This window comes from Psychrobacillus sp. FSL H8-0510 (assembly GCF_038008345.1).
Taxonomy (GTDB): domain Bacteria; phylum Bacillota; class Bacilli; order Bacillales_A; family Planococcaceae; genus Psychrobacillus; species Psychrobacillus psychrotolerans.
This window is the reverse complement of record NZ_JBBOYZ010000001.1, coordinates 3,134,493-3,148,005: the sequence shown is the minus strand read 5'-3', so window position 1 is coordinate 3,148,005 and position 13,513 is coordinate 3,134,493. Positions and strand designations below refer to the sequence as shown.

The 13,513-nt window shown below is 37.7% G+C and carries 9 protein-coding genes and 2 riboswitches; all 9 genes read left to right on the top strand.

Annotation, left to right across the window (positions count from 1 at the left end):
• The first annotated feature begins 72 nt into the window (after window positions 1–72).
• The 9 genes from MHI40_RS16025 (at window position 73) to MHI40_RS15985 (ending at window position 13,073) form a co-directional block, all read left to right on the top strand.
• Window positions 73–1,353, top strand: a complete 1,281-nt coding sequence (locus MHI40_RS16025) for an aminotransferase class I/II-fold pyridoxal phosphate-dependent enzyme (protein ID WP_093538339.1) — start codon at window positions 73–75, stop codon at window positions 1,351–1,353.
• Window positions 1,354–1,498: 145 nt separating this feature from the next.
• Window positions 1,499–3,685 (top strand): outer membrane protein assembly factor BamB family protein, encoded by a 2,187-nt coding sequence (locus MHI40_RS16020; RefSeq protein WP_340763503.1) that lies wholly within the window; start codon window positions 1,499–1,501, stop codon window positions 3,683–3,685.
• A 239-nt stretch (window positions 3,686–3,924) separates the two neighbouring features.
• On the top strand, window positions 3,925–5,409 hold the full coding sequence (locus MHI40_RS16015; RefSeq protein ID WP_340763502.1) for a nicotinate phosphoribosyltransferase: 1,485 nt from the start codon (window positions 3,925–3,927) through the stop codon (window positions 5,407–5,409).
• Complete coding sequence (gene nadE / locus MHI40_RS16010; protein ID WP_340763501.1) at window positions 5,409–6,236, top strand: ammonia-dependent NAD(+) synthetase; 828 nt, start codon at window positions 5,409–5,411, stop codon at window positions 6,234–6,236. Before MHI40_RS16015 ends, nadE begins: the two co-directional genes overlap by 1 nt.
• Before the next feature lie 163 nt (window positions 6,237–6,399).
• On the top strand, window positions 6,400–7,350 hold the full coding sequence (locus tag MHI40_RS16005) for an AAA family ATPase (RefSeq protein ID WP_093538343.1): 951 nt from the start codon (window positions 6,400–6,402) through the stop codon (window positions 7,348–7,350).
• Window positions 7,347–8,552, top strand: coding sequence for a DUF58 domain-containing protein (locus tag MHI40_RS16000; protein WP_340763500.1), 1,206 nt, complete (start codon window positions 7,347–7,349; stop codon window positions 8,550–8,552). The genes MHI40_RS16005 and MHI40_RS16000 overlap by 4 nt, the downstream gene beginning before the upstream one ends.
• Window positions 8,549–10,753 carry a transglutaminase domain-containing protein gene (locus tag MHI40_RS15995; RefSeq protein ID WP_340763499.1) on the top strand — a complete coding sequence of 735 codons (2,205 nt, stop codon included), beginning with the start codon at window positions 8,549–8,551 and terminating at the stop codon, window positions 10,751–10,753. The genes MHI40_RS16000 and MHI40_RS15995 overlap by 4 nt, the downstream gene beginning before the upstream one ends.
• A 34-nt stretch (window positions 10,754–10,787) precedes the next feature.
• A riboswitch (purine riboswitch) is annotated at window positions 10,788–10,889 on the top strand.
• 142 nt (window positions 10,890–11,031) lie between these two features.
• Window positions 11,032–12,585: a glutamine-hydrolyzing GMP synthase gene (gene guaA, locus MHI40_RS15990; RefSeq protein ID WP_093538346.1), complete on the top strand. Its 1,554-nt coding sequence runs from the start codon at window positions 11,032–11,034 to the stop codon at window positions 12,583–12,585.
• 338 nt (window positions 12,586–12,923) lie between these two features.
• Complete coding sequence (locus MHI40_RS15985) at window positions 12,924–13,073, top strand: hypothetical protein (protein ID WP_093538347.1); 150 nt, start codon at window positions 12,924–12,926, stop codon at window positions 13,071–13,073.
• Between the two features lie 296 nt (window positions 13,074–13,369).
• Window positions 13,370–13,471, top strand: a riboswitch (purine riboswitch).
• The last annotated feature ends 42 nt before the right edge of the window (window positions 13,472–13,513 follow it).

Genomic DNA, 13,513 nt, shown 5'->3' with positions numbered 1-13,513 from the left:
ACGTAAGGGTATAATACTTTAGTTAAATAGAGTACAATATTTGTAAATCAGATATTATGGAGGTACCAATAGATGAATGCTTTAGCAACGCAATTAAATGAAAAAATGCAAAAAGAAAACCCAGCAGTCTATAATATGTTGTCCGATTTAGGTAAAAACTTGTACTATCCAAAAGGTATTTTAAGTCAAAGTGCAGAAGCAGGGAAAAAAGCACATCGGTTTAATGCTACTATTGGAATCGCAACGGAAAATGGGGAACCGATGCATTTCAACCATATACAAAAGAAATTAGATTATAAACCAAATGATATCTATCCATATGCTCCTCCTCAGGGGAAGGAAGCTTTACGTTTAGTATGGAAGGAAAAGCTGTTAGTAGACAACCCATCGATGAATGGTAAATCAATTGGTACACCGATAGTAACTAGTGCACTAACACATGGCTTAAGTATTGCAGCAGACTTGTTCATGGATGCTGGAGACGTATTAGTAACACCGCAACAATATTGGGGGAACTATAACACAGTGTTCCAAGTAAGAAGAGGTGGACGGGTAGAGACTTTCCCTCTTTTCAATGAGGCTGGTAGTTTCCATGTGGAAGCGTTCCGTGACACACTTGCTAAACAAACGGAAAAAGCAATCGTCTTGTTAAACTTCCCTAACAATCCTACGGGCTTTACGCCTTCTGTTAAAGAGGCAGAAGCAATCGTTCAAGTATTGAAGGATGCTGCTGAAGGTGGTTTGAAATTAGTAGTTTTACTAGATGATGCATACTTCGGGTTATTTTATGAGGATTCTATTAAAGAATCGTTGTTCGGTTTATTAGCGGACAGTCATGAAAACATTTTGCCAGTCAAAATTGATGGTGCGACAAAAGAAAATTACGTTTGGGGATTCCGTGTTGGATTTATCACATATGCGGCGAGTCCTGATACATTAGATGCTCTAGAACAGAAGACGAAGGGAATAATTCGCGGTACGGTTTCAAGTGGATCTCATATTTCTCAGACAATTCTGTTGGAATCTCTTCAATCTGAAGAGTTTTTACAAGAAAAAGAAGAAAAGTTCCAAATTATGCAGGGTAGAGCAGTAAAAACAAAGCAAGTCCTAGCGGATGAAAAATTCGCTCCATATTGGACCTATTATCCATTCAACTCGGGTTACTTCATGTGCTTGAAGTTAAACGCAGTGGATGCAGAAACTTTAAGACTACATTTACTTGATCATTACGGTGTAGGAGTAATCGCAAGCAACAAAACAGACATCCGCGTTGCATTCTCCTGTGTAGAAGAGAATGACATTCAAGAGTTGTTTGATCTAATCTATGAAGGTTGTAAAGACTTAACTAAATAAGAAGGTATTAAAAAAACTGTTCAGGAGTCTAAACTCTTGAACAGTTTTTTTATTTGATTCGACTATCGAAGAAACCGCATTTCTATCAATTTCGAAACATAAAATATTTAAACGGACATTTCACTATTTTTGAAGGGAGAGTCAGATGAAAAGTAGAGGATTATCAGTATCTGCACTATTCTTTATAGGCTTAGTAATCACTTTAGTAGCTTTTTTTATGATATATCTAGTAATAAACTTTGAAAACTTGAATGAAGAGAACGGAGAAGTTCCATATGCCAGCATAACAGTAAAAGAGGAACCAGAGGAAGAGACAGAAGTGGAAGAAAGTCCATTAATACATGATGAAGTAGTAAAATATTCTTCAACTGAATGGACAACAAATGGTGGAGATTACTACAACAGACGTTATTCGATGCTAAACCAAATCACTACTGAAAATATTGGGGATTTAAAACCAACTTGGGTTAGTAGCTTAGGAGGGTCAGGAGCAGAAGGTAAATATTCTGGAGAAGCAACTCCTATTGTAGTTGATGGTATTATGTATATCGCTACTGGAGCAAATGATGTTTTCGCTATAGATGCTAAAACTGGAGAACAATTATGGGTATACAATCCGGATATACCGCAAGAAATGGATACAGTATGCTGTGGTTGGACGACTCGTGGAGTTGCGGTCGGCGACGGAAAAGTATTTGTAGGATTACTGGACGCACGTTTAATCGCACTCGACCAAAAGACAGGAGAAGTATTATGGGAAACTACTGTAGCTGAGTGGGAAGAAGGTTACACGATCACTAGTGCACCTCTATTCTATAATGGGAAAGTCTATACGGGGGTAGCAGGAGGAGAATATGGTATTCGTGGACGTGTAATGGCCTATGATGCAGATTTAGGTTTTGAAGTTTGGCGTTTCTACACAATACCTGGTCCGGGTGATATAAACGGAGATACATGGCCAGCAGATAGTGACGCTTGGTTAACAGGGGGAGGACCGGTATGGAATACTCCATCCGTTGATCCTGAACTGGGGTACATTTACTTTGCAACTGGAAATACCGCTCCAGACTTAGATGGAAGTAACCGTGAAGGGGATAATTTATATGCCAATTCGGTCGTCGCGGTGAATGCTGAAAACGGACAATATGTATGGCATTTCCAAGAAGTGCATCATGATATTTGGGATATGGATCCAGCAAACCCAGTCGTTCTTTATGATGTAGAAATGGATGGGAAAATGAGAAAAGGGCTTGGGCAGGCAGGTAAAACTGGTTGGGTTTATCTATTAGACCGTGCCGATGGAACGCCGCTTGTTGGTATAGAAGAAAAACCTGTACCGCAGGATGAACGTCAAAAAACGGCAGCAACGCAACCGTTTCCTGTTGGAGATGCCTTTGTTCCTCAGGTTGTGACAGAGGAAGATGTGAAGAATGATCTATCATCTGATTTCACAGGTGAAATTGGAGGTATCTTTACACCATTTTGGGATGTTCCAATTACACTTAAGCCAGGACCGACTGGTGGAGCAAACTGGCCACCTTCAGCTTATAATCCGGATACCGAGTACTTTTATGTATTAGGTAATGACACATATATGTCCTTTGAAAGAAGTGAGTTGGAAGAATTTAAAGAGGGAGATCAATACTTTGGAAGTATTTTTGGACCAATTTTAGATGCTCCAGTTCGGGGGACTGTCACTGCGATCGACGTAAAAACTAACAAAATTGCTTGGCAGCAAAAGTGGGATACTCAAGCGTATAGTGGAGTGTTAACTACTAAAGGAAATCTTGTTTTTGTTGGACATAATGACGGTCGTTTGATTGCATACGATGCAAAAACGGGCGATCAAGTTTGGGAATACATGATGGATGCAGGAGCAAATGCACCTTCCGTTACGTATGAAATTGAAGGTGAGCAATACATCAGTATATATGCTGCGGGTAATGCACTTGCAGGTAGTAAGCATGGAGATAAGATATACACATTTAAATTAGGTGGAGATTTACCAGAAGGGCAAGTAATTAAGTTCCCAGCGAAAGGTACAAAACCGGCAGAAAAGCCGACTGAAGGGGACACAGTGAGTGCAAATCCTGATAAAGGGATTACTGTATATGATGCAAACTGTTTAGCTTGCCATGGTAACCAAGGCGCAAACGGCCATAATGGACCTAATTTACAAAATAGTGAAGTTGCTGTAAGCAGAGATGATGTTATAGCACGTATTGAAGAGGGTGGTACTTCCATGCCTTCGTTTAAAGATACGCTGACCGCTGAAGAAATCGAAGCAGTTGCAGCCTATGTTGTAGATGTAATTTCACCAATGGGAGAATAATAAAACAAAAAAATACTAGCTACTCATTAAGTTGTTATTCAAACTTATTGAGTAGCTTTTTCTGTTTTTAAAACTACTAATATTAATTAGAGTAGATATCATTCTCTCTAGGATAATACGTCACACTTAAACGTCAGGTTTTCTCTGAAATTGTAAGCGTCATTGGGATAGGATTATTTGCAAAGAAAAAGGGTAAATAGTGTATACTTATTTCAATAGTTATGAAAAAGGGGATTTTTATGAAGAAAAATTATCCAGATGACGGTTTAGCCTTACATACTGATTTATACCAAATAAATATGGTGGAAACCTATTGGGCAGATAATATGCATGAACGGAAAGCAGTGTTTGAATTGTTTTTCCGCAAACTCCCATTTGGTAATGGATATGGCATTTTTGCAGGACTAGAAAGATGTCTAGATTATTTGCGTGATTTTCACTTCACCGACAGTGATTTAGAGTATTTGCAAGAAGAGCTTGGATACAGAGAAGACTTTATAGCCTATTTACGTACTATTCGTTTTACCGGAAATGTATATTCAATGGTTGAAGGGGAGCTAGTATTTCCGAATGAACCGATTATTCGTATTGAATCTACGCTTGCGGAAGCACAGCTAGTAGAAACGGCCCTGCTTAATATCGTCAATTATCAAACGTTAATAGCGACAAAAGGTTCTCGTATTAAACAAGTGCTTAAAGATGAAATCGCTATGGAGTTTGGTTCAAGACGTGCGCAAGAAATGGATGCAGCCATCTGGGGTACTCGAGCTGCCTACATAGGTGGAATAGATGGAACTAGTAATGTTCGTGCTGGGAAAAAGTTTGGAATTCCTGTGACTGGAACGCATGCTCATTCACTAGTGCAAGCATATAAAAATGAATATGAAGCATTTCATTCGTATGCGCAGCGCCATAAAGATTGCGTATTTTTGGTGGATACATATAATACATTAAAAACGGGGGTTCCTACAGCTATAAGAGTAGCGAAAGAACTGGGAGATAAGATTAACTTTATCGGTATTCGTTTAGATTCAGGTGATATTTCATTTTTATCGAAGGAAGCTAGAAAAATGTTAGATGAAGCTGGCTTCCCTAATGCTAAAATCGTTGTTTCCAATGATTTAGATGAATATACTATTTTGAACTTAAAAGCACAAGGTGCCAAGGTCGATAGTTGGGGAATCGGAACGAAGTTAATCACTGCATACGATCAACCAGCACTTGGAGCAGTTTATAAAATTGTCTCTATTGCAAACGAGGCAGGGGTGATGGAAGACACGATTAAGATTTCTTCCACTACTGAAAAGGTGACAACGCCTGGCCAGAAAAAACTATATCGAATTATTGATAAAGAGAATGGTAAAGCAGAAGGTGACTATATTACAATGCACGATGAAGATCCAACACATGAGGAACGCTTAAAGATGTTCCATCCAGTGCATACATTTGTCTCTAAATTTGTAACCAATTTTGAAGCAAGGGATCTACATGAAAAAGTGATTGAAAATGGGGAAGTTATTTATCGAATCCCTGAGTTATCGGAAGTTCGGAAATATGCGCATGACAACCTGGATCTATTGTGGGAAGAGTATAAACGCTCTCTAAATCCTGAAGAGTATCCAGTGGACTTGAGCCAAAAATGTTGGGACAATAAAATGCGTAATATTCAAGAGATTAAGGACATGGAACATAATATTATTGACCAAAATGGAGGTAGGTATTAATGTCAGCTAAACAACAAGAAATTATAGCAGCGTTAAAAGTGAAACCAACCATTGATGTACAACAAGAAATACGTATTAGTATTGATTTCATGAAGGACTATTTAAAAAAACACCCCTTTTTAACAAGTATGGTTTTAGGTATTTCTGGAGGTCAAGATTCTACATTAGTAGGGAAACTTGCTCAGCTTACAGTCGATGAATTAAATCAAGAGCTTGGTGAGGATAAATATTCATTTATAGCAGTAAGTTTACCGTATGGTATTCAATTTGATGAGACGGATCGTCAAGATGCATTGGATTTTATCAAGCCAAGTAAACGTATAACGATCAATATAAAAGAAGCTGTGGATGCTAGTGATAAGGCTTTAGTGGAGGCTGGAGTGAGCCTATCTGATTTTGCTAAAGGGAATGAAAAGGCTCGAGAGCGAATGAAAGCTCAATATTCTATAGCAGCTATGCACAATGGCGTGGTCCTTGGTACGGATCATGCAGCAGAAGCCGTAACAGGATTTTATACAAAATACGGAGATGGTGGAGTAGATATTACGCCAATCTTCCGCTTAAACAAGCGTCAAGGTAAGCTGATTTTGAAAGAATTAGGTTGTCCTGAACATCTCTATACGAAAATTCCAACTGCAGATTTGGAAGAAGACAGACCGGCTCTACCGGATGAAGTAGCGCTTGGCGTAACATATGATGAAATTGATGATTATTTAGAAGGTAAAACGGTATCGAAGGAATCGGAAGAAAAAATTGAAGGTTTCTATATTCGATCCATGCATAAACGTAATATGCCAGTCACCATTTTTGATGATTTTTGGAAATAATAAAAAAGTCTGATATATAAAAATAAAAAGTCGAACTGTCGAGTAAAAAGGCAGCTCGACTTTTTTTTTCTATTTGTACTTAAGGCAAATTTTGGGTATGCTTATAGCGTATTGTAAAAATTTTCACGCAAGTCAATTTATACGTGATTTTAGGGGGAGTATGATGAGAGAACGAGCACAGATAGAAACGATTATTCGAAATATAGAAAAAGTAATGATTGGTAAAAAAGATATTGCGGAACTTGCAGTAGTTGCATTATTAGCGCAAGGACATGTGTTATTAGAAGACGTACCAGGTGTAGGTAAAACGATGATGGTACGGGCGCTTGCCAAATCTATTGGAGCAGATTTTAAAAGAATTCAATTCACACCGGATTTATTGCCTTCGGACGTATTAGGGGTTTCTATTTACAATCCAAAGGAAATGGAGTTCGAGTTTAGACCTGGACCTATTATGGGGAATATAGTGCTTGCGGATGAAATCAATCGTACATCCCCAAAAACGCAATCTGCGCTACTAGAAGGGATGGAAGAAGCTTCCGTTACCATTGATGGAGTGACTATGCCGATTCCAAGACCATTTTTTGTAATGGCGACGCAAAATCCGATTGAACATGAAGGGACCTACCCGTTACCAGAGGCCCAATTAGATCGTTTTTTACTTAAGTTAAAGATGGGTTATCCGCATCCAAGCGAAGAAATTGAAGTATTAAATAGATTAGAACATGCATCACCGATTGATACATTGGTGCCTGTCATTTCTCTAGAAGAGTTAATCGAACTTCAGAAAAAGGTGAAGCAAGTAACAGTAGATGAAACAATAAAGAGCTATATCGTTGAACTATCTAATCGTACAAGACAGGATACATATATTTATCTAGGAGTAAGTCCACGTGCATCTATTGCATTAATGCGCGCGTCGCAGGGTCTTGCGTTGCTTCATGGTAGAGATTATGTAAACCCAGATGATATTCAATATTTGATGCCTTATGTTTTTGGACATCGTGTCATCTTACGCCCTGAGGCACGTTATGATGGAATTTCGTCTGAAGAAGTACTTGCACGAATTGTGAAGAGGACTCCGGTTCCTATTAAGAGGAAAATAAGTCAATGAAGCATTTGCTCAATCGATGGAAAAAGATTCGAGGGGTAGTAGGCGTTCTATTCCTCCTAGTAGTAGCTTTTGTGTATGCAATGTTTCAGGGAGGGTTTGTTAGCTGGTTTTTGTTTTATTTGGTCGTCCCTATTTCTTTATATTCGTTGTTATTATATATGAATTCACTGAACGATATCGTTGTGGAACGAATAATTGAAACTGGTAAAGTTCAAAGTGGTGGAAGGTTTTCAGCAACTATTCAGGTGACGAGAAAAAGTCGTTTTCCACTAATGTACGTTCAAATGGAGGAAAAAGTAAGCTCTTCTCTTGCTACAGAAGCTTCATGGAAACAGCTTACCTTTTGGGGCATGAAAAAAGAATTTAGATGGACTTATGAAATAGAGCATATTCCACGTGGTGAGCATGTTTTAGAAGGGACAAGCATTGTAGTAAGCGATTTATTTGGTTGGGTGAAAAAAGAAGTATTTGTAACAAATTCTAAAACAATTCTCGTATTTCCAAACTTGACTGAGATGGTCTACATTCCAATTGAAACGAGATATGACCAAGGAGCAGCTGCTTCTAGAATTCAAGCTATGAAAGATACATCAATGGCAACTGGCGTTAGATCATACCAATCGGGTGATCGTGTATCATGGATTCATTGGAAGTCTTTCGCCAGAACACAAACACTAAAAACAAAAGAATTCGAAGATCGTCAATCCCAGGATATGTTCGTGGTGATGGACCGAACGCCTTCTCCTCTGTTTGAGGAAGTGGTCGACTTAACAGCCTCAATGATGCAAGCGATTGTAAAGCATCAGGCATCCTCTGCATTTCTCTCGGTTGGAGAGGAACGATTGTTCTTGCCTGAAGTTCAAACTGACCAGCATCTTCAACGAGTGCTATATCATTTAACAAAGGTAAAAGACGATTTAACGAAGCCGCTAGAGCAAGTAATTTTGCATGACCGATCATTATCCAATGCGACAACTCTTTTATATGTGACTAGTAATCTAACTTATGAATGGATGGATAATGTACAAAAAAATGCAACAAACTTACGAGCGTGTACTTGTTTTGTCATAAAATCCAAAAATGAAAAAAATACAAGTGAAGAGAATGCTATGTACAAGTATGCAGCAAGTAGAGGTTTTCAAGTACAGTCGATTACGAAAGATCGCTTTGCCCAAGCCTTTTTGGAGGTGAAACGTTCATGAGTAACAAAGCGCAGCAAACAATAATATCTATACTTATTTATTCTTTTGTTTTTATCCTAATGATGGAATGGTTAAAACCAGTTATCGAGTTAACGAGTACAGGTTTTTTAAGCTTATTTGGTTGGTATTTAGTAATCTCCTTTTTGTTTTATCTTATAAAATTGAAATGGGTATATGCATTTCCTGTTAAGTTAGTATTTATTTGTTGGGTAATTATACATATCTATACAGATCTATCTTTCTTATCAACAGAGGCATTGAGATTTATTTGGGGGATATTCGTAGGAAATATCGCTTCTCTTATAAGTCAAGATTGGGTACAGGTGACAGACCCCTTCCGAACATTTTTATTCTTCATTTTATTATGGATGACTACGTATCTATTAAACTATTGGATACGAGTACGTAAAAACTTAATGTTATTCTTTTTGTTTACGGTTTTATTTATAACAATCTTAGATACATTTAGTCCATATAGTGGAGAGAAGAGTATTGTTACCGTGTTAATATCTGGCTTCCTCATTTTGGGCTTATTATATGCTCAAAAAATGTTATCGGGGCAAGATGAGAAAATACATGGTGCATTTATAGTAGCAAGTATTGGAAGTTTGTTAAGTATTATAGTTATTAGTAGTGCCCTCGCTTACGTTTTGCCAAAAGCAGGTCCTAGTTGGCCAGATCCAGTGCCTTTTCTATTATCGACCAGTCCAAATGCAGATAATAGGGAAGATGGAAAAGGTGTTGGTGGAGGAATACAAAAAGTCGGCTATGGAGAAAATGATGAGCGCTTGGGAGGAGCCTTTGCGAGCGATGATACTCCCGTATTTTATGCGACTAGTCCAACGAAGCAATATTGGAAGATTGAAACGAAGGACATGTATACTTCTAAAGGCTGGGTAAATTCAGCAACAGAGCCTCCAAGCCTTTCGAACTACGGGTTGGGAGAACCGATTCAATCTGATATTGCACCTGGGACAGAAGATGAGTCGTTAATAGCTAGAATCTATATGTCTCAACCGTATCCTTTTATCATGCAGCCTTATGGAATCGAGCGGGTTGACTCAATGGAGCCTATTTCTTTAAAAATGAATGAAAGAAATCAAAAACTATATACATTTAATGGAGACAATGAAGTACCTGTTGGAACCTATGAAGTAACCTATAACGAGCCAATCTATAGCTTAAAAGCACTTAGGGATACGGCGCCTGCAAACTTAGAAGGATTATCTAGTGAATTCGATCGCTATTTGCAGCTTCCCGAAACATTACCTTCAAGGGTAAAGGATTTGGCAACTTCTATTACTGCAGATACCGATAATTTATATGATAAGGCAAAAGCAATTGAACGCTATTTCCGATTAAATGGTTTTAGCTACAATCAGGATTTGGCGGCAGTTCCAGAAGGTGATACCGATTATGTCGATCAGTTTTTATTTGATACGAAGGTCGGCTATTGTGATAACTTCTCCACTTCGATGGTTGTATTGTTGCGTTCGGAAGGAATTCCTGCACGTTGGGTGAAGGGGTTTGCACCGGGAGACGTAGTTGAACGTGATAATGGAGTTCCAGTTTATGAAGTGACAAACAATAATGCACATTCATGGGTAGAAGCTTATTTTCCAGGTACTGGATGGATGACATTCGAGCCTACAATTGGATTTACGAATGCTGTCAATTTAAATTATGATATAGACAATGAAAAAGATGAGTTGGAAACACCGGAAAATACACCTAAGGAGACTCCAGAAAAGCCTCAAGCTGAAAAAGATAAGAAGGAAGTTTCCAAAGGTTTTACAGAAATCATGAGTAACTTTGCTAAATGGATTTCTAATAACAAAGCACCTATATTATGGACACTACTCGGTTTAGTATTGCTTTCTATGCTAGCCTATCGTTATCGAAGAAAGTGGTTATCCAAAGTGTTAATACCGGTGAGCCGAATGCGGAAAAACGACTGGGATACATTTGAAAAAATGTATCATCAGCTATTGAAACAATTAGATGCATATGGAATGAAGAGAGAGCAAGGACAGACGCTATCTGCTTATGCAAAATATGTAGATTCTGGCTTTGGAGAAACGCATATGCGTAAATTAACAGATGCATATGAAAAAGGCTTATATGGTAATAATCGAGAGGGCATAAATTATGAGTCGATGAGAGAAAGTTGGGAATATTTAATCAATCAGCTTAGCGGTTGATTTTGAGGGCAACTACCTGTAAACTAAAGTCAAATTAAATGACCAATGTTGCCCTCGTATATGTCCGATAATATGGTTCGGATGTTTCTACCAAGTTGCCATTAACAACTTGACTATGAAGGTGAATGCAGTCATGTCTTTTTTAGGCATATGCATTCACCTTTTTGATGTAGAGAACATAAACGCGTAGAAAGAGGAGGTATGCTTTCTTACGCGTTTTTTTATCATTCTATTAGATTGAGGGTACGTTTGGATTATTATCAGAAGAGGTGGAACTAATGACTTTAACACCATTATTAAAGGAACAAGAAAAGATAGTTGTTTTGGATTTCGGTAGTCAATATAACCAACTAATTACACGTCGTATTCGTGAATTTGGTGTTTACAGTGAACTATTGCCACATACAGTTACAGCAGAAGAATTGAAAAAAGTAAATGCAACAGGGATCATCTTCTCAGGCGGACCTAATTCAGTTTACGATGAAAATGCATTCCATATCGATTCTGCAATCTATGACTTAGGTGTTCCAATTTTAGGTATTTGCTACGGTATGCAGCTAATGTCTCAGCATTTTGGTGGGAAAGTAGAAAAAGCTTCTCATCGCGAGTACGGGAAAGCAGAGATCAATGTGAAAAACGCAACTCCTTTATTTGGACAACTTCCAGAAAACCAAGTCGTTTGGATGAGTCACGGAGACCATGTAACAGTTGCTCCTGAGGGCTTTGAAGTTATTGCAACAAGTCCATCTTGTGAAGTAGCTGCAATGGCAAACGAAGCAAAAAATTTCTATGCTGTACAATTCCATCCTGAAGTTAGACATTCTATTTATGGGATTGAGTTAATACGTCAATTCGTATTTGATATTTGTCATGCTAAAGGTGACTGGTCTATGGAAAGCTTTGTAGAGATGCAAATCCAAAACATTCGCCAAGAAGTTGGGGATAAAAAAGTTCTTTGTGCACTAAGTGGTGGAGTCGATTCTTCAGTAGTTGCGGTACTAATCCATAAAGCAATTGGAGACCAACTAACATGTATGTTTGTGGACCATAACTTAAACCGTAAAGGTGAAGTAGAGCAAGTAATGAAGACTTTCACAGAAGGTTTTAATATGAATGTTATTAAAATTGATGCTCGCGAACGTTTCATGAACAAATTAGCTGGGGTTTCAGATCCAGAGAAAAAACGCAAAATTATCGGGAATGAATTTATATACGTATTTGACGAGGAAGCTTCTAAGTTAGACGGTATGGATTTCCTAGCACAAGGTACGCTATATACAGATATTATTGAGTCTGGAACTGCAACAGCTCAAACGATTAAATCTCATCATAATGTTGGTGGATTGCCAGAAGATATGCAGTTCAAACTAATTGAGCCACTTAAAACATTGTTTAAAGACGAAGTGCGTGCATTAGGATTAGAACTTGGTATTGATGAAAAAATCGTTTGGCGTCAACCTTTCCCAGGACCTGGTTTAGGAATTCGTGTATTAGGTGAAATTACTGAAGAAAAATTAGAAATCGTTCGTGAATCTGATTTCATCCTTCGCGAAGAAATCGCCAAAGCCGGACTTGATCGTGATATTTGGCAGTACTTCACAGTTCTTCCAGACATCCGCAGCGTTGGTGTAATGGGTGATGCACGTACATATGATTACGCAATCGGTATCCGTGCAGTAACCTCTATTGATGGAATGACTTCTGACTGGGCACGTATCCCATGGGACGTTCTAGAGAAAGTATCTGTTCGTTTAGTCAATGAAGTGTCTCACATCAACCGCGTACTGTATGACATTACGAGTAAACCACCAGCTACGATTGAGTGGGAATAGGACCAAACACTAAAACCTTATATCAAGGATTTAAAGGTTATGAGTGATTGTTTCAAAATAAGACCTCCCTTTATTCATGTAATTCATGATTAAAGGGAGGTCTTATTTTTGTTCATAATCATTGAATTGAAGGAAGGTTTCAAAATGAATCAGGAAACTGTATTATATAGAGATGTGTATTGAAGCATTGGAGTTGATTCATATTAAGAAGTGCATTCAGTACCGTAAATCTAATCTTTAGATTAGCGTTAAGCTAATAGGGTTTAATTCCGTAAAATAAGGTATATTATATTTGTTGAATAGATTCTCTTTAAAGACAAGAAAAGTGGGTGAACAAAGTGGGAAAATATCTTTTGGATAATAAAGGTCAGGCAGCTGTGGCGAGTTATCATGAAAAAAACAAGCCTGCCAAATTTGATAAAAAGCAGCAGCTAGAAAAAATACGGGCAGAGTATTTGAAAAAGAAACAAAACCAAACGGAAAAATAATATAAATGAAAACACAGGAGGGTAAACCCTTTCCTGTGTTTTTCTTATTCCAGTTATTGGAGAAAGAGTTATTTGAATTTTTAAATGGATAATAGTAGTTCAGTTTTTAATATAATACATACTCCTTCTATTTAAAATGGAAATTACTAATTTGCTCTTGATTACAGTAGTAAGTATGAGGAGTATTTGAATTAGTAAGAAATACTAGAAATGTCATAATGACGAACTATATTAAGTTTTTATATAAAAACGTTCGGATTTAGTATTGATTTTCTAAAATAATGATGTTATATTACATATATAATTTAATATGTCGTCGTATAACGTTGGGAATAAGGCCCAAAAGTCTCTACCGAATCACCGTAAATGATTCGACTACGATTAAGAGGAAGAAGGATAATTCTTCCCTTACTTGAGATACTAAAGCATACGACTGATTT

Bases quoted from the DNA above. Each gene is read 5' to 3' on its own strand.
- guaA (WP_093538346.1), top strand. From the start codon at position 11,032: ATGACTTTAACACCATTATTAAAGGAACAAGAAAAGATAGTTGTTTTG.
- MHI40_RS15995 (WP_340763499.1), top strand. From the start codon at position 8,549: ATGAGTAACAAAGCGCAGCAAACAATAATATCTATACTTATTTATTCT.
- MHI40_RS16025 (WP_093538339.1), top strand. From the start codon at position 73: ATGAATGCTTTAGCAACGCAATTAAATGAAAAAATGCAAAAAGAAAAC.
- MHI40_RS16005 (WP_093538343.1), top strand. From the start codon at position 6,400: ATGAGAGAACGAGCACAGATAGAAACGATTATTCGAAATATAGAAAAA.
- MHI40_RS16020 (WP_340763503.1), top strand. From the start codon at position 1,499: ATGAAAAGTAGAGGATTATCAGTATCTGCACTATTCTTTATAGGCTTA.
- nadE (WP_340763501.1), top strand. From the start codon at position 5,409: ATGTCAGCTAAACAACAAGAAATTATAGCAGCGTTAAAAGTGAAACCA.
- MHI40_RS16015 (WP_340763502.1), top strand. From the start codon at position 3,925: ATGAAGAAAAATTATCCAGATGACGGTTTAGCCTTACATACTGATTTA.
- MHI40_RS16000 (WP_340763500.1), top strand. From the start codon at position 7,347: ATGAAGCATTTGCTCAATCGATGGAAAAAGATTCGAGGGGTAGTAGGC.